This window comes from Acinetobacter sp. YH12120 (genome assembly GCF_013418795.1).
In the GTDB taxonomy this organism is placed as follows: Bacteria; Pseudomonadota; Gammaproteobacteria; order Pseudomonadales; family Moraxellaceae; genus Acinetobacter; species Acinetobacter towneri.
Genome location: NZ_VPBI01000005.1, coordinates 103,771 through 122,871, shown reverse-complemented (window position 1 = coordinate 122,871; position 19,101 = coordinate 103,771). Strand labels below are relative to the sequence as shown.

The following is a 19,101-nucleotide window of genomic DNA, read 5'->3' as shown; positions in this document are numbered from 1 at the left end:
ATTTTTAATTAGGAATACTGCATGAAACCACTGTCTAATTTATCATTGCTTGTTACAGGTTTACTTGCATTTGGTGCAAGTGTCGCACAAGCAGCGGAAGTCAATTTATACACCACGCGCGAACCTGTGCTGATTCAAACCTTATTAACCGAATTTACCCAAAAAACTGGGGTAAAAGTCAATACGGTTTTTATTAAAGATGGTTTATTGGAACGTGTAAAAGCAGAAGGTCGTCGTTCTCCTGCCGATGTGATGCTGACTGTAGATTTTGGCAATTTGGTTGATTTAGTAGAAAGTGGTTTAACCCAGCGCGTAAGTTCTAAAACCTTAAATAGCGCAATTCCTGCCAATTTACGAGCTGCCAATGGTCATTGGTATGCTTTGTCGATGCGTGCACGTGCAGTCTACGCCTCTAAAGACCGTACACCGCTTAATGCGATTACTTATGAAGATTTAGCCAATCCAAAATGGAAAAATAAAATCTGTATTCGTTCAGGCAACCATCCATATAACACTGCTTTAATTGCGGCTTATATTGCCCATCATGGTGAAAAACAAGCCGAAACTTGGTTGCGTGGTGTGAAAGCCAATTTAGCTCGCCCAGCCAGCGGTGGTGACCGTGATGTGGCACGTGATATTTTAGGTAAAATTTGTGATATTGGCGTTGCCAACACCTATTATGTCGGCACGATGCGTACAGGTGATGCGGAACAAAAGCGCTGGGGCAATGCGATTAATGTTGTGTTACCACGTTTTAAAAATGGTGGAACGCATGTAAACGTATCGGGTGCAGTGGTTTCTAAACATGCACCAAACCGTAAAGAAGCTGTACAACTGCTCGAGTTTTTAGCTTCTGATCACGCACAAGCCATCTACGCACAAAACGGCTTTGAATACCCTGTCAAACCTGGGGTAAAAATTGACTCGATTATCGCTAGTTTTGGCAAACTGAATATTGATTCAATTCGTTTAAGCGATATTGCACGTCACCGTAAAGCCGCCAACTTATTGGTCGATAAAGTCCAGTTTAACCGCTAAAATTTTCTGCTTTTGTCTTACAGTGCAGCGCTTTGCACTGTAAGATGCTCAGCTGATCCCTCCCCCTTATTTAGTACCTCTATTGCAATGCTTAAAAATAAATTTAATTTTTTATTTTCGCTCAGTGGGTTATTGACGCTACTCGCCTGTTTACCTGTGCTCGCTTTAATTTGGACAGCATTACAAGGTGATAGCGAAATTTGGGGACATCTGCTGCGTTATGTAATTCCACACACGTTGGCAGAAACAGGGATTTTATTGTTGGGTGTGGGGATTCTCACCATCCTGATTGGTACAGGCAGCGCATGGATTGTAACAGCGTATCAATTCCGAGGTCGTGCATTTTTAGATTGGGCCTTACTGCTGCCTTTAGCCGTACCAACTTATATTATTGCGTATAGTTATATCGACATTTTGCACCCCATTGGCCCTGTGCAAAGTATCCTGCGGGATGGGTTTAATTTAGAATTACAACAGTTTTGGTTTCCTAATATTCGTACCGTTTGGGGCGGCATCTTCTTGCTTAGCTTTGTGCTGTATCCGTATGTGTATTTAAGCACCCGTGCAATGTTTCTGATGCAATCGGCCAGTTTAATTGAGGTTGCACGTACATTAGGATTAAAACCCGATCAAGTGTTTTTACGTGTTGCAATTCCACTGGCACGTCCTGCAATTGCTGTGGGTACTAGTCTGGTTTTAATGGAAACCATTAATGATATTGGTGCAACAGAATTTTTAGGCATTAAAACCTTAACTTTGTCGATTTATTCAACCTGGACCAATCAGTCCGATTTAGCCAGTGCTGCACAAATTGCCATTTTCATGTTGATGATTATTACCTTATTGGTGTTAGTAGAGCGTTTAGGACGACGTAAACAGCGCTATATGAACTCGGCTCAACGCAGCCGTTTAATGCCTGCACAATCGGTCAAAGGGCTTAAAGCGCTTGTGTTATTAGGCTTGGGCTTAATTCCTGTTTGTATTGGCTTTTTAATTCCCATCAGTCACTTACTTGTAGAATCTTACAAACGCATTCAATATGCAGGCTTTTCAGATTTCCTAATCCAAGCCTCAATCAACACACTAATCCTTGCCAGCCTTGCCACCATCGTCACCATTTTGATTGGTTTCTTTATTGTCAGTGCGGCACGTTTTAGCAAACACAACTGGTTTAGCCGCATTTCTAGCTTAGGCTATGCCATTCCAGGAACTGTTTTAGCCATTGGTCTCATGTTGGCTTTGGGCAAAATTGATCATGCCGTTGCAGATTTTTTAGAGTTTAAATTAGGGATACACACAGGTTTATTATTTCTCGGTACTAGTTTTACCCTTATTTATGCTTATGCTGTGCGTTTTTTAGCTATTTCGGTGGGCGGCATTGAGTCAGGCTATAACCGTATTCATGGTGTTTTTGATGATGCTGCACGCAATTTAGGGCAAAACAACTTTGCACTGTTGTGGCGTGTACACCTGCCATTATTACGCCCTGCTATTATTTCTGCAGCTTTATTAATTTTTGTAGATTGCATGAAAGAGCTACCTGCCACTTTGTTGCTCCGTCCTTTAAATATGGAAACACTCGCTACCCAGCTATATGCAGAAGCGTCTAGAGGCACTTATGAAGATGGCGCAGTAGCAGCTTTATTAATTGTATTGGTTGGGCTGATTCCTGTCATTCTTTTGGCAAAGCTTGCAAAAACCACACGTTAATGCACCCCATTTTGTTGCAAAATATGCCTTGCAACAAAATGAGTTTCGATAAAAAAGTATTTTTTTTAACCAATTAAAAACATTTAAACAAGAGATTGATTTTTAAATTTTATTATTTAATTTCAATCACTAACAAGCCAAAAACCCACACAAATTAGAACAAATACTCTATTCAGCGTGTTTTTTATACTGATTAGTTTTTTCTAGAGCATTTACTCTTATTTTAATTGTGATATTTTTGTCACATGGAGTAACAAATGGTCTCGGTTTGCACAAATCGAAATCATCCTAAATGAAAGCTTAAAGCATCAACAAAAACTGTCATAAAAGACTTTATAGCCCAAGGGAAATGTATAATGAAATTAAAAGCACTTAGCACAGCAATGATTTTAGCAACTGTACCAATGACGGGTGCTTTTGCTGCAGCAATGGACCGTTCAGGCCAATCTATTGCAGCCTTCCTGCAACCGGGTAACTATTTTGAAGCGGGGATTTCTGTTTTAGATCCTAATGTATCTGGAAAAGAAGTTGGCGAAGCTCCTGCTCGTCGTAATATTAGTGATATGGCGGGTGATTATTATTTTCCAAGTGCTGCATTGAAACTCCAACCGACTAGTAAATTCTCATTTGGTATTTTATATGATCAGCCATTTGGTGCTGAAGCAGAATATACAGGTAACAATGCGTTTGTCTCTCAACCTACTGACACGATTTTACCTCAACCTCTTTTAGATGGTTTAGTATCTCAGCAAGTCGATGCTACTCTTGAAAGCTTATCTAGTCTAGAATTAGTAGGTTTAGCTGCTCAAGGATTAGTAGCTCAGCAAGATATTACGCCTAATGATCCAACTTATGATACAGCGATCGAAAATACAGTTACAGAAATTATCACTCAAGCAGGTGGAGATGTAGACGCAGCAGCAGAAGGTGTACTACCTCAAGTACGAGAAGGTGCTCTTGCTCAAGGTCAGGCACAGTTAGCAGAAACTTTAGAAGGTATTCCATTGGGAACAGGCAATACCAAAGTTGATGTTCAAACACAAAATCTTACTTTCTTATTGGGTTTCCAACCTAATGAAAATTGGAATATTTATGCGGGCCCAGTTTACCAAACTGTGAAAGGCACAGTAAGTTTACGTGGTCAAGCCTATAGTATCTTTAATGGCTATGATGCCACTATAAAAGAAACTGGTGATCTTGGCTGGTTAGCAGGTGTTGCTTTCCAAATTCCAGATATCGCCCTTAAAGCTTCGGTAACCTATCGATCTGAAATTGACCATGTAGCTGCTACTACTGAGCAACTTTCTGCAGCAGCAGGTTTCGGATTGATTAATATTGATCCAGCAGATATTGTTGGTACTCCAGGTAAAACCAAAATTACTACTCCACAATCTGTAAACTTAGACTTTCAGACAGGTATCATGGCAGATACTGTGGCATTTGCTAACGTGCGTTGGGTAGAGTGGTCTAATTTCTCTATTCGCCCATATCAGTTTGGTTTAGCCTCAGAGGCGGTAGGACAATTAGAAGCTGTTAATCGACCAAATGGTTTTAATTTAGTTGAATATTCTGATGATCAAATTTCAGCTACTGCTGGTATAGGTCGTAAATTTAATGACCTATGGGCTGGTAATGTCTCTGTAGGTTGGGATTCTGGTGCAGGTAATCCTGTTTCTACGCTTGGTCCAACAGAAGGATATTGGAATCTGGGCTTAGGTCTACAATATAGTCCAACACCAGCCACTTTTATTGCTGGTGGTGTGAAGTACTTCTGGTTAGGCGATGCTAAATCTCAAACTGCAGCTCAAGTAGGTGAAAGCAATCGTATTGTAGGTGACTTCCAAGATAACCACGCAATTGCATATGGTTTAAAAATGGGTTACCGCTTCTAATTCCAATATTTTTCAAAAGAGCCACCCTTCGGAGTGGCTCTTTTTGCACTTAAAACTCCTCTTTTTTATACAAGTGTTAACTAAATGTTCAAATTTAAAGCAATTAAACTCATATTTACCAAAACATCACCCTAAAAATTATTTAATAAAATTCATTCACTTAAGACCTGAAAATAGTACTTTTACTCTAATCAACTGCGATTTATAACTTATTCAGTTCATTTATTCTACGAAGTTGAGCATTTACTCTTTTTCTAAATATGTTACTTTTCCTGCACTTTTTGTTACATAAAGCATCAGGGAACGACCATGAAGCTCAATAAAATCTATTCGGCTATTTTACTTAGCACTCTCCCACTTACACCTGCGCTTGCTGCTGGTTTAGACCGTTCTGGTCAATCTATTGCTGCATTTTTACAATCAGGCAATTATGCAGAAGCAGGTATTTCAGTTTTAGATCCAACAGTTAAAGGAAAAGATCTTATAAAAAATAACGTCAGCGATATGGCTGAAGATTATTACTTCCCTTCCGCTGCAATTAAAGTACAAGCGACTGAACAAATTTCTTTAGGTCTTTTATATGACCAGCCATTTGGTGCAGATGCGATGTATAGCCTAGAACAGAGCATGTTTACTAATGGAATTGAAGGCACAAAAGTTGAAGTTGAAACACACAATCTTACCGCTTTAATTGGTTACCAACCTACAGAAAACTGGAATTTCTACGCTGGACCAGTTTGGCAGACAGTAGAAGCAGATATTAATTTACGAGGTCGTGCATACATCTCCCCTAAAGACCCTTCAAAAGTTTTAAGTGGTTACAATATTAAAGTACATGAAGAAGAGGCTTTTGGTTGGCTTGCAGGCTTTGCTTATCAAATCCCCGAAATTGCACTTAAAGCATCAGTAACTTATCGCTCAGAAATCAAGCATAAAGCTAAAAGTGATGAAAGTTACACGTTTGCACAAGCCACTCCGATTGCACCTAATGTTATCGTACCAGCAGGCACAACTGTTAACTTAAGTAATGCTAGTTTAGATGCAACTACGCCACAATCTGTTAATCTAGATTTTCAGACAGGCATTGCAGCCAATACCTTAGCTTTTGCAAATATTCGCTGGGTGCACTGGGATCAATTTGCTGTCACTCCAAAAGCATTATTTGCTCGTTCGGGTGGCAACAACCTCATCGACTATTCAGATGACCAGTGGTCTGCAACAGTCGGAGTAGGACGTAAATTCAACAATCAATGGTCTGGCTATGCTTCTGTAGGTTATGACTCTGGTGCGGGTAACCCTGTCACCACTTTAGGTCCAACAGAAGGTTATTGGAGTGTTGGCTTAGGTGGTCAATATAGCCCAGCAGAAAACTATTTTATTCAAGCTGGGGTAAAATATTTTTGGTTGGGTGATGCTCACGCTCAAACGGGTGGTAATATTGTGGGTGAGTTTACCGACAACTACGCATTGGGTTATGGCTTAAAAATTGGCTACCGATTCTAAATCAATGCACAGTTAATATCACATAAAAAACAAAGGGCATCAAATGATGCCCTTTGTTGTACTCAGCTTCAGATTAAGCTGGAATATCACGTACCGAAGCACCACGAATTGCTTCTTTTAATGCTTCATAACCATTAATTGCAGGGAATTGTGGGAATTCTGCAATCACATTCTCAGGTGCATCAAATAAGAAACCATGATCCGCTTCACCTAGCATTGTGGTATCGTTATATGAATCGCCTGCAGCAATTACACGGAAATTTAAACCGTGTAACGCTTTAACGGCTTGACGTTTTTGGTCTGGTTGACGCAATTTATAAGCGGTAATCATGCCATTTTCATCTGATTCTAGTTTGTGGCAGAAAATTGTTGGCCAGCCCAATTGCTTCATCAACGGATGTGCAAACTCATAGAACGTGTCTGAAAGAATAATCAATTGGAAGTGTGTGCTCACCCACTCTACAAACTCTTTCGCGCCAGGAAATGGCCCCATATCCGCAATCACGGCCTGAATATCATTTAAGCCCAAGCCATGCTGCTTTAAAATATTTAAACGCTGAGTCATCAACACATCGTAGTCTGGAATATCACGTGTAGTTGCTTCTAGTTCTTTAATTCCAGTTTTTTTAGCAAAGTTGATCCAAATTTCTGGAACTAACACACCTTCAAGATCAAGACATACGATTTCCATGGGTTCTCCCAAAATACCAATAAAAATTTTCACTATCATAGCCGAAGATTCGGTTTTTGCCTTGTTCTTTTTTAAATCTATTTAGTTCATAAGCATTTATTTTTTAGTGATAATAGAGTTTTGACAATTCTATTAAAATAAGCGCTTAATTCAGTAAGATTAGCTTCTCCAAGCCGAATGCTAGGAACATATAATGACCACCATTCCAACTATAGATATCGTTGATGCACTCGCAACCGAATATGCAGACAAATCGCCTAGCGAGATTTTAAAACTTGCTTTGAACCAGCAGGGTGAAGTTGCAATTTCTTTTTCTGGCGCAGAAGATGTGGTACTGATTGATATGGCGTCTAATTTAGGTTTGCCATTTCGTGTATTTAGTTTAGATACAGGACGTTTGCATCCTGAAACCTATCAATTTTTAGAAACTGTACGCAAATATTATAATATTGAGATCGAAATTTGCTTTCCTGAAACCGAAGCAGTCCAACAATTGGTACAAGAAAAAGGCTTATTTAGCTTTTTTGAAGATGGGCATCAAGAATGTTGTGGGATTCGTAAAGTTCAACCTTTACGTAAAAAACTGGCAACACTAGATGGCTGGATTACAGGTCAACGTAAAGACCAAAGTCCAGGTACACGCCAAGATATTCCTGTCGTACAAGCAGATGCAGGATTTTCAGGTCCAGATAAACAATTAATCAAATACAATCCACTGGCAAACTGGTCAAGTAGTGACGTGTGGAATTACATTCGCATGATGGAAATTCCATACAATCGTTTGCATGAAAAAGGTTTTATTTCAATTGGCTGTGAACCTTGCACCCGCCCTGTTCTTCCGAACCAACATGAACGCGAAGGGCGTTGGTGGTGGGAAGAAGCAACGCACAAAGAATGCGGTCTACATGCTGGAAATTTAAAATAACACATCTATTACTACAATAAAAATCACAGTTTTACTGTGATTTTTATTGACTTGCGATGGCGCAAAAATCACTATATTTGTTTGATAAAAAAGATATACTGAATTAAATCTTATATAACTCTAAAAACCTTGTTCAGATAAGAACAAGCGTAGAAATTGCAGTGAGGCAATCCACAATATGCGTCCATTACACCCTATTGATTTTATTTTCCTATCACTCGAAAAACGTCAACAGCCCATGCATGTGGGTGGATTATTCTTATTCCAAATTCCAGAACATGCGCCAGACACTTTTATTCAAGACTTGGTTGCCGATATTCGCAATTCAAAGTCGATGCCTATTGCACCATTTAACAATAAGCTCAATGGTCTGTTTTGGGATGAAGATGAAGAGTTCGATCTCGATCATCACTTCCGTCATATTGCCTTGCCAAAGCCAGGCCGTATTCGTGAATTATTAACTTATATTTCACAAGAACACAGCTCGTTGATTGATCGCGCCAAACCACTCTGGACTTGCCATATTATTGAAGGTATTGAAGATAATCGTTTTGCGATGTTCTTTAAAATTCATCATGCCATGGTAGATGGTATTGCTGGCATGCGTTTGGTGGAAAAATCCCTTTCGCACGACGAAAATGCAAAAAGAATTGTACCGCCTTGGTGTGTGGAAGGCCCACGTGCTAAACGTCTGAAAGAACCGAAAGTCAGCCGTTTAAAGAAAATTTTTGGTGGGGTTAAAGGTCATGTTGAAGCAACCCCTCGCGCAGTTTATGAAGTATCACAAACCGTTGCTAAAGATATGGGACGTAACCCCGATTATGTTTCTAGCTTCCAAGCACCAAGCACCATCTTAAACCAACGTGTGAGCGCCTCACGTCGTTTTGCCGCGCAATCTTTTGAGTTTGCACGTTTGCATCGCATTGCTAAAGCTTTGGGCGTAACCATTAATGATGTGGTACTGGCAATTTGCTCAGGCGCATTGCGTGAGTACTTACTCAGCCAATATGCTTTACCGAAAAAACCTTTAATTGCGATGGTGCCTGCCTCTATTCGTGATGACGATTCTGAAGTATCTAATCGAATCACCATGATTTTAGCCAACTTGGGTACGCACAAAGAAGATCCGCTTGAGCGTTTAAAAATTGTGCGCCGCAGTGTACAAAATGCCAAGCAGCGTTTTAAGCGCATGAATGCCAATCAAATTATGAACTATAGTGCTTTTGTTTACGGCGCTGCTGGTTTAAATATTTTGTCAGGCATTATGCCAAAGCGTCAGGCCTTTAACTTGGTGATTTCCAATGTACCTGGCCCACGTGAACCTTTGTATTGGAATGGTGCAAAGCTAGATGCACTATACCCTGCTTCAATCGTGTTAGATGGACAAGCTTTAAACATTACCATGACCAGCTATTTAGACAAATTAGAAGTTGGTTTAACTGCTTGTCGTCATGCCTTACCGAAAATGCAAAACTTATTGCAACACTTAGAAGATGAAATTCAGCGCTTTGAACAGATTATTGATGCGCCTGAAGGGGTCAATAAAATCGTGGATTGATACGTCAATCCATCAGAAAAATAATTCAATAGAATCAATTAAGGGGCAATTGCTGCCCCTTATTTTTGAATAGTACGACACTGTTTTAATAATTGCTGACAAACTGCGCTAACCATTGCAGTGGTAATTTGAGTTTCTTTACCTTGCTCATCCACAATATAACCGTTATGTGTCACTTTACGATCTAATACTTTTAAACTCTTTTGAATCACAACTTTACTCATACCCATGGCATACCTCATTTGCTAAACCGAGGGAGATGTTCGGCTTTGGCTACTCTGTATGCTTAGTATTGAGAATTCGCTCAAAAAAGTAAAATTTCAGATGTAACAACTGTTTAGCGATATCCTGTTACAATTTCAGCTCAGAATGATATCGTATTGCTCTTGCGTATATAAATTTTCCACCTGAAATTTAATCACACGGCTGACAAAGTGCTCTAAATCCGCCACTGCTGGCGCTTCGGCAGTTAACAATCGGTCAATCACCGATGGGTGTGCAACGACAGTAAAGCCACGTTGTGATTCAAATGCGCGTGCATATCTTAAAATTTCTCGAAAAATTTCGTAACACACTGACTCTGCTGTTTTGACATATCCCCGCCCCTGACAAGTTGGACAGGCTTCACAAAGTAAATGTTCTAATGATTCACGGGTGCGTTTACGGGTCATCTCGACCAAGCCCAATTCAGACACTTGGGTAATTTTGGTCTTGGCATGATCTCGTTCAAGCATTCGCTCAAACTGACTCAAGACTTCATCACGATGCTGTACTTCTTGCATATCAATGAAGTCAATAATGATGATGCCACCCAAATTACGCAAACGTAACTGGCGGGCAATGACCTGTGTCGCTTCCATATTGGTTTTAAATACGGTGTCTTCTAAAGTCCGACCACCGACATAAGAACCCGTATTCACATCAATGGTGGTCATGGCTTCGGTCTGATCAATCATCAGATAACCGCCTGACTTTAATGCCACACGGGTTTGCAATGCTTTTTGAATATCTTCTTCGACATTGTATAAATCGAATAGTGGGCGCTCGCCTGGGTAATGAATCAGGCGATTGTGCATATTGGGCACAAACTCATCCACAAATTCTTTTAATTTGGCGTGAATTTCACGTGAATCGACATAAATTTTGGCGGTGTTATCATTCGCCAAATCACGAATTACGCGTTGCGGTAACGGCAACTCTTCAAAAATCAAAGAAGGCACAGCAATGCTTTTTTGTTTACGCTGAATATATTCCCACAATTTTGCCAAGTAACACATATCTTGCACTAAGGCCGCTTCATCGACGCCTTCGGCTGCTGTGCGTACAATCACTGAGCCTGGTAATTTATGCTCAGCCTGAATGGTTTCAATGATCCCGCGTAGACGCTCACGTTCTTCACTCGATTCAATGCGTTGTGATACGCCAATATGACTGCCATACGGCATTAGAACCAAATAACGCGAAGGAATGGAAAGATCAGTGCTCAGTCGTGCGCCTTTAGTACCAAGCATATCTTTCATCACTTGCACAGTTAGAATTTGTCCAGGCTGCAATAATTCAAAGACATTCGGTGTAGGTTGGCTGCGCGGCCAAATCATGTCATTGATATGTAAAAAAGCAGTACGCGATAAGCCAATATCGACAAAAGCGGCTTGCATGCCTGGCAGCACGCGCACCACTTTGCCTTTATAAATATTGCCCACCAAACCACGCTTGGCTGTACGCTCAACGAATAGTTCATTGACCGTGCCGTTTTGAATTAACGCCACCCGACACTCCATCGGTGTGACGTTAATCAACAACTCGTCAGACATAATAAAACTCAAAACATTATAAAAATTTTTGTGCAGCAGTTAATTTAGTGCCTTAACTGTCTGTAATAACTGTACGGTTTCATAGAGTGGCAGGCCGACAACATTGCTATAACTGCCCTCAATACGCGGAATATAACGTGCTGCGATGCCCTGAATCGCATAAGCACCCGCTTTTCCAATCGGCTCACCTGTTGCCCAGTAGCTTTCCATATCATCTAGGCTAAGCGATTGAAATTCAACCTGTGTACGTACCACTATACTGGATTTTTTCTGTTTTGTACGCACACAAACCCCTGAAAAAACATCATGTTTTCGACCAGAAAGTTGTGACCAAATGGCAAAGGCATGTGCTTTGGATTCTGGCTTGCCCAAAATCTGCCCATCTACGCCTAGACTGGTATCGGCAGCAATCACAATAGCATCAGGAAATAGCCGTAAAACCGCATCGGCTTTGGCACATGCCAACCGCTCAACATACGCGGCAACATCTTCGCCCGCTAAAATAGATTCATCGATGTCTGGACTGTAAATTTCAAATTCCAGCCCAAGCTGTTGCAGGAGTTCCCGACGGCGCGGTGAACTTGAGGCAAGAATTAAATGCGCCATTTTCGCAAGAAATAATACAGCACAGGCCAGAGCAAAATACTACTCAGCAAAGGTTGCCAATGACGGGCAAATGGGAACTGAATCCCACCCATGACTTGCATCACCCAAATCAGGGCGAGGTGAGCCAAAATTGCGATTACACTAATGACCCATAAATTCGCAAACGTCATAATACGGCGCTCACGAGTCAGGAAACGCGCCACAAAAGTAATCACCACAAAACTTAGGGCATTCATGCCCAAAGGTGCATCGAGGAGCAAGTCTGCAAACAAGCCTGTACCAAAGGCAAACCAAATACCACACCAAGTTGGTTGCCCAAGCACCCAAAACAAGGTCACCATCAACATAAACAATGGTCGCCAACCCGAGCCTGTATAAGACAGCGGATACACCATGAGTACAGATGCAGCAATTACAGAAAAAATAATCGGAAATAGTGGATCTTTATTCTTGTTTTGTCCGAGTCGGGTTTGTCCAATTTTAGCGATTGGCATTTGGCTGCTCCTTCGCTAAAGATTCTGAGAACAGCACCACCACATGATGACCACCCGCCAATTGTGCTGCAGGCATCACATCAATTTGTGCAAACTCACCAGAATTATGTCGGCTGATTTTGGCAATGCTTCCAACCAAATATCCTGCAGGGAAATGCTCGCCCAAGCCTGAGCTATAGACTTTCTCTCCAACCTGAATATTGGCACTGGTCGGTACATATTCCATTTTCAAACGCCCTAAATCGCCCGTACCCGACACAATGGCTCGCATGCCTGTATGTTCCAAACGCACTGAAAGTGAGTGTTCTTTGTCAGAAAGCAACATGACACGGCTACTGTGTGGATACACAGCAATGATCTGCCCCATAATGCCTTTATCATCCAAAACGGTTTGCCCGACTTTGAGCTGATTTTGTGAACCACGGTTAATCACAATAATGTGGCGCAAAGGATCGGCATCGGTACCAATTACTTCAGCAATTTCCATGCGTCCATCAATGATTAGAGGCGTATCGAGTAGACCACGCAGGCGGGTATTTTCTGCAGAGAGTTCAGACAATTTTTGCAAACGGACTTGAGCCTGTAATAGCTCTGCCTGCATCGCGGTATTTTCACGACGCAATTGAGCCTCAGACTTACTTTGTTGACTTAGCCATTCTCGCGACAATACAGGATAGCTTGCAAGGGCATAAATTGGATTATATGCCGCATACAAAACATCACGTGCAGGTTGAATTACATGCGGGACACGCCAGTTAAAGAACAGGATGACCAAGCAAGTAATGACCGCAATTATAAAAGAGCGAAAAGATGGCGGTTGTCTGGAAAACAGATTTGTTTGCACCGCCGAATCCTATGTATTAGCCAACAAATAACATATCGTGGTTTGGATTATCAAAGAATTCCAAGACCTTGCCACCACCACGGGTAACGCAAGTTAATGGTTCTTCTGCGACTACCACAGGCAAGCCAGTTTCCTGTGCCAAAAGCTTGTCTAGGTTACGCAATAACGCACCGCCACCGGTGAGCACAATTCCACGCTCTGCAATATCGGAAGAAAGTTCTGGTGGAGTTTGTTCCAGTGCAGATTTTACTGCCGATACAATGCTTTGTAACGGATCAGAAATGGCTTGGGTAATTTCATCAGAAGTTACAGTAATGGCACGTGGCACACCTTCTGCCAAGTTACGACCACGCACTTCAATTTCCAGTGGTTTAGCACCTTCATCTGGCAATGCCATGCCAACTTCTTTCTTAATAGTTTCTGCTGTGGTTTCACCAATCACACAACCATGTGCCTTGCGCACGTAGTTAATGATTTGCTCATCAAACACATCGCCACCAATACGCAATGAATCTGAATAAACACAACCTTGTAATGAAATAATCGCGATTTCTGTCGTGCCACCACCAACATCTACCACCATTGAGCCACAAGCTTGCTCGACAGGCATACCTGCACCAATTGCTGCTGCCATTGGCTCTTCAATTAAACGTACATCACGTGCGCCCGCATTAAACACGGCTTCACGAATGGCACGGCGCTCTACCAAAGTAGATTTGCATGGTACACACACCACTACACGCGGTGCAGGTGGGAATAAACGTTTTTCATGCACTTTGCCAATAAATTGGTTCAGCATGGTTTCAGTCACTTCAAAATCAGCGATGACACCATCTTTCATTGGGCGAATTGCAGAAATGTTTGCAGGGGTACGACCCAACATTTGTTTGGCATCAAGACCGACTGCGGCAACAATTTTCTGTGAACCGCTGTGACGAATTGCCACAACTGTCGGTTCATTTAATATAATGCCTCGTCCTGGCGCATAAATAAGTGTATTTGCTGTACCTAAATCAATGGCTAGGTCTGGCGAAAACAAGCCAATTAGTCGTTTTAGAATCACGGAGTCGTTCTCGATTAAACTTTATGTGGACGCAAGTTGGCAACTTTAACTAAATGTGGTGCGTTGAACAAGTCAATCGCTTATTATAACGCACGATATTTTGAAATTTTTTATTAATACTGATTTTAGGTGATGTTATGTCTACCTCGGATGCTCAGCATTCTGCAGATTTAAATGCACAAACAGTTTCAGCAATTGCCCATCTTGCTCGTCTTAAACTCAATGATACGCAATCTGCTGAGTATGCTCAAAGTCTAAATAAAATTTTAGGCATGATGGAAAGCTTAAAAGGCATAAATACCGATGACGTTGAGCCTTTAAAAAGCCCATTTGACCACCCTCAACCATTACGTGAAGACGTCGTAACCGAACAGAATCATCGTGAGCAATATCAAGCTGTTGCCCCTGCAGTTCAGGATGGCTTGTACCTTGTTCCACGTGTGATTGAATAATTTATTCGGCTGTTACATTTTGACTTCATAAAAAGGTAAAAGAATTTTTCTCATGACAGATTTACATCGCTTATCGATTCGTGAAATCTCTGAGGGTTTAGCGGCAGCCAAATTCTCCTCTCGCGAACTAACAGAACATTATTTAAAACGTATTGCCAAAATTGATCCGCAAGTGCGCTCTTATGTCACCGTGACCAATGAAGTAGCACTGGCACAGGCAGATGCAGCCGATGCATTACGTCAGGCGGGTCAAGCGACAGCACTGACAGGTATTCCTGTTGCACATAAAGATATTTTTTGTACCCAAGGCATTAAAACCTCTGCGGGTTCAAAAATGCTGGATAACTTTATTTCACCTTATGATGCAACCGTGGTTGCACAAGGTAAAACAGCAGGTTTGGTCACTTTAGGTAAAGTGAACATGGACGAATTCGCAATGGGTTCAACCTCTGAAAGTTCATTCTACGGCGCAACCAAAAACCCATGGGCGCTAGATCACGTACCAGGTGGTTCATCGGGTGGTTCGGCAGCCGTTGTAGCGGCTGACCTTGCTCCTTTTGCTACGGGTACAGACACTGGCGGTTCAATTCGTCAGCCTGCATCATTCTGTGGTTTAACTGGTCTTAAACCAACCTATGGACGTGTTTCACGTTACGGCATCATTGCTTATGCATCTTCTTTAGATCAGGCAGGCCCAATGGCACGCTCTGCAGAAGACTGCGCATATTTAATGAATGTAATGGCTGGTCATGACGCCAAAGACTCAACCTCTATGGATAAAGCGGTTGAAGATTATGTGGCTAACCTGAATGCAACAACGCTCAAAGGCTTACGCATTGGTATTCCGAAACAATACTTCAATGTGGCAGGTTTAGATGCTGCGGTGAAAGCACGTGTTGAAGAATCACTAAAAAAATTAGAAGAATTGGGCGCAGTATTGGTTGAGATTGATCTCAACATGACTGAAAGTTACGTCCCGACTTACTATCTGATTGCTCCTGCAGAAGCATCATCTAACCTTTCACGTTACGATGGTGTGCGTTATGGCTACCGTGCAGAAAATCCGCAAGATATTTTAGACCTTTACAAACGCTCACGTTCTGAAGGTTTTGGTGCAGAAGTGCAACGTCGTATCTTGATTGGTACGTATGCTCTTTCTGCGGGTTATTACGATGCTTACTACGTGAAAGCACAAAAAGTTCGTCGTTTAATTCAGCAAGACTTCTTAAAAGCCTTTGAACAGGTAGATGTAATTGCAGCACCGACTGCACCAACCACTGCATATAAAATTGGCGCGTCTTTAGACCCTGTTGAAATGTATTTGGGCGATATTTACACCATCGCGGTGAACTTGGCAGGCTTACCAGCAATTAGTGCGCCTGTTGGTTTTGACCAAGATCACTTGCCTGTAGGTTTACAATTGATTGGCAATTACTGGTCTGAATCACAACTGTTATCTGTGGTACATCAGTATCAACAAGCGACAGATTGGCATACTCAACGCGCTGCAATTGCTGAGGAGAACGCATAATGGCGAAGAATACCGCTAAACCAAAATCAAACCTGATTGATGGTTGGGAAGTCGTGATTGGTATTGAGATTCACACTCAGCTTGCAACCAATTCTAAAATTTTCTCAGGTTCATCAACCGAATTTGGTCAAGACCCAAATACGCAAGCCAGCCTTGTTGATTTAGCTATGCCGGGCGTCTTGCCTGTGCTGAATAAAGAAGTGGTGGACTTGGCAATCCGTTTTGGTTTGGGCATTGATGCTTACATCGACCAAGCATCTGTATTTGCACGTAAAAACTATTTCTACCCGGATTCTCCAAAAGGCTACCAGATCAGCCAGATGGACAACCCTATTGTCGGTTTAGGTCATATCGACATCCAACTTGAAGATGGCACGACCAAACGCATTGGCGTAACCCGTGCACACCTTGAGGAAGATGCAGGTAAATCGATTCACGACCAATTTGAAGGCATGTCAGGTATTGACTTAAACCGTGCAGGCACACCTTTATTGGAAATAGTATCTGAGCCAGATATGCGTTCGGTTGAAGAAGCGGTTGCTTACATTAAAGCGATTCACACACTGGTTCGTTGGTTAGGTATTTCTGACGGTAATATGGCGGAAGGTTCATTCCGTGCGGACTGTAACGTGTCATTACGTCGTCCGGGACAACCTTTCGGTACACGTTGTGAATTGAAAAACCTGAACTCATTCCGTTTCATTGAACAGGCAATCAATGTTGAAATTGAACGTCAAATGGAAATCTTGGAATGGGATGGCACCATTGATCAGGAAACACGTTTGTTTGACCCTGTGAAGATGGAAACGCGTTCAATGCGTTCGAAGGAAGAAGCGAACGATTACCGCTACTTCCCTGATCCAGATTTGTTGCCTGTGGTTATTCCAGATGCGCAAATTGAAGCAATTAAAGCCACTATGCCTGAATTGCCTGCTGCACGTCGTGCGCGTTTCGTGGCGGACTTTGGTGTGACTGAGTACGATGCTCACGTGCTTACACTAACTCGTGAAATGTCAGAATTTTACGAAGCTGTAGTTGCTGCGGCTGGTGGTGCGGCACAAGGTAAGATTGCTGCAAACTGGGTAATGGGCGAATTCTCAGGTGCTTTAAACAAAGCAGGCTTAGATTTGGCGGATTCTCCTGTATCTGCGGAAAAACTTGGCGGTATGATCGCGCGTATTGTGGACAACACAATTAACGGTAAGATCGCGAAGCAAGTATTCGGCTTTATGTGGGAAGAAGGCAAATCTGCGGATGAAATCATTGCTGAAAAAGGCTTAAAGCAGGAAACAGATACAGGCGCAATTGAAGCAATTATTAAAGACGTACTTGCTGCGAACGAGAAGATGGTTGAAGAGTATAAATCTGGTAAAGAGAAAGCCTTTAACGGTCTTGTTGGTCAGGTAATGAAAGCTGCGAAAGGCAAAGCCAACCCTGCACAAGTAAATGAGTTGATGAAGAAATTGATTGGTTGATTTAGTCTTTTTTTAAAAGAAAACCCGCTTAAGAGCGGGTTTTCTTTTTCAGAATTTAAAAACTTCCTTTGCTTTTTCAATTGTCTTTGGACCTACGCCTTGTACTTCTGATAGTTGCTTAAGCGTTAAACCATTATTTTTGACTCTTGCCACTACAATTGCTTTGGCCACATCCCTCTTTACATTAAGTAATGCTTCAATTTCATCCAATGAAACCTCTGTGATCAATGGTTGAGTTGTTCTACTTCTAGGATCAACATTTAAATACTCTAGAAGATCTGCAAGCATTAAATAAATATGGAACATAGCTTTTGTTGCTTCTAATTGTGATACCTCTGTATGTACACCTTTACAAGTTAAGGTGTAATCAGCAGCCATCCAACTCCCCAAATAATCTAAATGGGCTTTGGCCATATCTTTATTGCTTTTCGATTCAATAGAGAGATCCATGAATCTCCAAATTCGGTTTATATACTGATTTTGTTTAAAAGTACGCCCATTAATATTTTCGTCTGTAGCAGGATATAACCTATCTGCTAAGCTCTCTAATAAACGCCTACATGTTGCTAAAGCCTGAGACCATTCTTCTTTAGAATCCGAGGAAACTGATTTAAAAGCTAACATGAGTTGTTCAGCAATTTCAGGATCGAGATCAAGTAATTTGTCATCTACTGCATTTTTTAAGAGATCAAAGCCTGAAGCAACTGTTCCTGAAAATTTCAATCTATTATATAAATCAGTTAGATACTTATGACATTCACCCTTAACATAAGCCAACCTCTCTTGAACATTATTCAAATACAAAGTTTTATCATTACTATGTTTCTTAAGATAGCTTAAATGATCCTCAAGATGATGAATAGATTTATCAAGACCACCTGTTGCTGAATTTGTTTTTAAACGAAAAAAAATTGTAGTACAGATAAACTGAATATCTATGTCAACCTCTGTAAGCTTTTCTAACAGAGGTTTATATTCTTCATCTTTATAAATCTTTATATCTTTTTGTTTTTCATTATCTTCCATAATTTTTGAAAGAAATTCTTTTAAGGGTTGGATAAACTTCTCATTTCCAAGTTCAATTTCCGCCCAAATATAATAATTTTTTTCTTCTAGTAAGTTTGAAGCCCTCGAGAGCTTTTGTACGCCAACTGTTATACTTCCTTTTTGAGATTCTAATTCTTTGATTCCTTCTTCAACAATTCTTAAAGCTTCTTCTTTCTTGTTCATTTCCCCAAAAACCTCAATTTTTCAAAAGCTAAACATACAATAATATAATCTGAAACTAATTTTTTATGTGCTCAAAATACTCATTTGCGCATAGAAAATTTAACCTTACAATCAACCCAAACACTTCATGCTCACAACAAACATGACCATCAAAAAAGTAACCTCAATCATCTAACTCGAAGACTTGGGACGTATCCAACTTTCAAAGTCTTTCTTTATGCGTGATTTCAGAATCCCCTTCCTTGCCAAGCTTCGCTTCTCACTTTTTCCAAAGG

Annotated in this window: 16 protein-coding genes and 2 pseudogenes; 10 read left to right on the top strand and 8 right to left on the bottom strand. The window is 41.2% G+C overall.

Translation table 11 applies throughout. The annotated features are described in order from the left end of the window. Positions 1-21: 21 nt before the first annotated feature. From FTU58_RS05560 to FTU58_RS05545, 5 genes and pseudogenes are all read left to right on the top strand, one after another. Entirely contained in the window at positions 22-1,038 is a 1,017-nt protein-coding gene (locus tag FTU58_RS05560) for an extracellular solute-binding protein (RefSeq protein WP_180062188.1), read from the top strand. A gap of 87 nt (positions 1,039-1,125) precedes the next feature. Continuing rightward, on the top strand, positions 1,126-2,748 hold the full coding sequence (locus tag FTU58_RS05555; RefSeq protein ID WP_180062187.1) for an iron ABC transporter permease: 1,623 nt from the start codon (positions 1,126-1,128) through the stop codon (positions 2,746-2,748). A gap of 356 nt (positions 2,749-3,104) precedes the next feature. Next, a pseudogene (locus tag FTU58_RS14200) lies at positions 3,105-3,474 on the top strand (long-chain fatty acid transporter); the annotation flags it as partial. Positions 3,475-3,752: 278 nt separating this feature from the next. Further along, positions 3,753-4,640: pseudogene (locus FTU58_RS14195) on the top strand (outer membrane protein transport protein); the annotation flags it as partial. Positions 4,641-4,949: 309 nt separating this feature from the next. Next, a complete protein-coding gene (locus FTU58_RS05545; protein ID WP_180062185.1) occupies positions 4,950-6,143 on the top strand; it encodes an OmpP1/FadL family transporter in 1,194 nt (397 codons plus the stop codon). 73 nt (positions 6,144-6,216) lie between these two features. Here the strand turns inward: FTU58_RS05545 and thrH are convergent, their stop codons facing one another. Beyond that, positions 6,217-6,834 (bottom strand): bifunctional phosphoserine phosphatase/homoserine phosphotransferase ThrH, encoded by a 618-nt coding sequence (gene thrH / locus FTU58_RS05540; RefSeq protein WP_131261537.1) that lies wholly within the window; start codon positions 6,832-6,834, stop codon positions 6,217-6,219. 193 nt (positions 6,835-7,027) lie between these two features. Here thrH and FTU58_RS05535 point away from each other — a divergent pair, with 193 nt between their 5' ends. Further along, positions 7,028-7,759: a phosphoadenylyl-sulfate reductase gene (locus tag FTU58_RS05535; protein WP_179996036.1), complete on the top strand. Its 732-nt coding sequence runs from the start codon at positions 7,028-7,030 to the stop codon at positions 7,757-7,759. A 178-nt stretch (positions 7,760-7,937) separates the two neighbouring features. Next, complete coding sequence (locus FTU58_RS05530; protein ID WP_004975420.1) at positions 7,938-9,317, top strand: wax ester/triacylglycerol synthase family O-acyltransferase; 1,380 nt, start codon at positions 7,938-7,940, stop codon at positions 9,315-9,317. 59 nt (positions 9,318-9,376) lie between these two features. On the opposite strand, the gene FTU58_RS05525 is transcribed toward FTU58_RS05530, so the two are convergent. The 6 genes from FTU58_RS05525 to FTU58_RS05500 all read right to left on the bottom strand — a co-directional run bounded on the left by FTU58_RS05525 (position 9,377) and on the right by FTU58_RS05500 (position 14,138). After that, a complete protein-coding gene (locus FTU58_RS05525; RefSeq protein WP_004975418.1) occupies positions 9,377-9,547 on the bottom strand; it encodes a PA1571 family protein in 171 nt (56 codons plus the stop codon). Positions 9,548-9,676: 129 nt separating this feature from the next. Next, complete coding sequence (rng, locus tag FTU58_RS05520) at positions 9,677-11,131, bottom strand: ribonuclease G (RefSeq protein ID WP_104852376.1); 1,455 nt, start codon at positions 11,129-11,131, stop codon at positions 9,677-9,679. 39 nt (positions 11,132-11,170) lie between these two features. Continuing rightward, positions 11,171-11,737 carry a Maf-like protein gene (locus FTU58_RS05515; protein WP_004975413.1) on the bottom strand — a complete coding sequence of 189 codons (567 nt, stop codon included), beginning with the start codon at positions 11,735-11,737 and terminating at the stop codon, positions 11,171-11,173. After that, complete coding sequence (gene mreD, locus FTU58_RS05510) at positions 11,725-12,231, bottom strand: rod shape-determining protein MreD (protein WP_154320436.1); 507 nt, start codon at positions 12,229-12,231, stop codon at positions 11,725-11,727. The genes FTU58_RS05515 and mreD overlap by 13 nt, the downstream gene beginning before the upstream one ends. Beyond that, a complete protein-coding gene (gene mreC / locus FTU58_RS05505) occupies positions 12,218-13,075 on the bottom strand; it encodes a rod shape-determining protein MreC (protein ID WP_167846190.1) in 858 nt (285 codons plus the stop codon). Before mreC ends, mreD begins: the two co-directional genes overlap by 14 nt. Positions 13,076-13,091: 16 nt before the next feature. Next, entirely contained in the window at positions 13,092-14,138 is a 1,047-nt protein-coding gene (locus tag FTU58_RS05500) for a rod shape-determining protein (RefSeq protein WP_004975408.1), read from the bottom strand. 137 nt (positions 14,139-14,275) lie between these two features. Here FTU58_RS05500 and gatC point away from each other — a divergent pair, with 137 nt between their 5' ends. The 3 genes from gatC to gatB are packed head-to-tail and all read left to right on the top strand — an operon-like array spanning position 14,276 to position 17,596. Then, a complete protein-coding gene (gene gatC / locus FTU58_RS05495; RefSeq protein ID WP_004975405.1) occupies positions 14,276-14,590 on the top strand; it encodes an Asp-tRNA(Asn)/Glu-tRNA(Gln) amidotransferase subunit GatC in 315 nt (104 codons plus the stop codon). A 52-nt stretch (positions 14,591-14,642) separates the two neighbouring features. After that, positions 14,643-16,121 (top strand): Asp-tRNA(Asn)/Glu-tRNA(Gln) amidotransferase subunit GatA, encoded by a 1,479-nt coding sequence (gatA, locus tag FTU58_RS05490; protein ID WP_180062184.1) that lies wholly within the window; start codon positions 14,643-14,645, stop codon positions 16,119-16,121. Beyond that, positions 16,121-17,596, top strand: coding sequence for an Asp-tRNA(Asn)/Glu-tRNA(Gln) amidotransferase subunit GatB (gatB, locus tag FTU58_RS05485; RefSeq protein ID WP_180062183.1), 1,476 nt, complete (start codon positions 16,121-16,123; stop codon positions 17,594-17,596). Before gatA ends, gatB begins: the two co-directional genes overlap by 1 nt. 48 nt (positions 17,597-17,644) lie before the next feature. On the opposite strand, the gene FTU58_RS05480 is transcribed toward gatB, so the two are convergent. Next, a complete protein-coding gene (locus FTU58_RS05480) occupies positions 17,645-18,826 on the bottom strand; it encodes a helix-hairpin-helix domain-containing protein (protein ID WP_180062182.1) in 1,182 nt (393 codons plus the stop codon). Positions 18,827-19,101: the final 275 nt, after the last annotated feature.

Excerpts from the sequence above, each read along its gene's own strand:
- FTU58_RS05560 (WP_180062188.1), top strand. The coding sequence starts at position 22 with ATGAAACCACTGTCTAATTTATCATTGCTTGTTACAGGTTTACTTGCA.
- FTU58_RS05535 (WP_179996036.1), top strand. The coding sequence starts at position 7,028 with ATGACCACCATTCCAACTATAGATATCGTTGATGCACTCGCAACCGAA.
- mreD (WP_154320436.1), bottom strand. The coding sequence starts at position 12,231 with ATGCCAATCGCTAAAATTGGACAAACCCGACTCGGACAAAACAAGAAT.
- FTU58_RS05555 (WP_180062187.1), top strand. The coding sequence starts at position 1,126 with ATGCTTAAAAATAAATTTAATTTTTTATTTTCGCTCAGTGGGTTATTG.
- FTU58_RS05545 (WP_180062185.1), top strand. The coding sequence starts at position 4,950 with ATGAAGCTCAATAAAATCTATTCGGCTATTTTACTTAGCACTCTCCCA.
- rng (WP_104852376.1), bottom strand. The coding sequence starts at position 11,131 with ATGTCTGACGAGTTGTTGATTAACGTCACACCGATGGAGTGTCGGGTG.
- FTU58_RS05525 (WP_004975418.1), bottom strand. The coding sequence starts at position 9,547 with ATGGGTATGAGTAAAGTTGTGATTCAAAAGAGTTTAAAAGTATTAGAT.
- gatC (WP_004975405.1), top strand. The coding sequence starts at position 14,276 with ATGTCTACCTCGGATGCTCAGCATTCTGCAGATTTAAATGCACAAACA.
- thrH (WP_131261537.1), bottom strand. The coding sequence starts at position 6,834 with ATGGAAATCGTATGTCTTGATCTTGAAGGTGTGTTAGTTCCAGAAATT.
- FTU58_RS05480 (WP_180062182.1), bottom strand. The coding sequence starts at position 18,826 with ATGAACAAGAAAGAAGAAGCTTTAAGAATTGTTGAAGAAGGAATCAAA.
- gatB (WP_180062183.1), top strand. The coding sequence starts at position 16,121 with ATGGCGAAGAATACCGCTAAACCAAAATCAAACCTGATTGATGGTTGG.
- FTU58_RS05530 (WP_004975420.1), top strand. The coding sequence starts at position 7,938 with ATGCGTCCATTACACCCTATTGATTTTATTTTCCTATCACTCGAAAAA.
- FTU58_RS05515 (WP_004975413.1), bottom strand. The coding sequence starts at position 11,737 with ATGGCGCATTTAATTCTTGCCTCAAGTTCACCGCGCCGTCGGGAACTC.
- gatA (WP_180062184.1), top strand. The coding sequence starts at position 14,643 with ATGACAGATTTACATCGCTTATCGATTCGTGAAATCTCTGAGGGTTTA.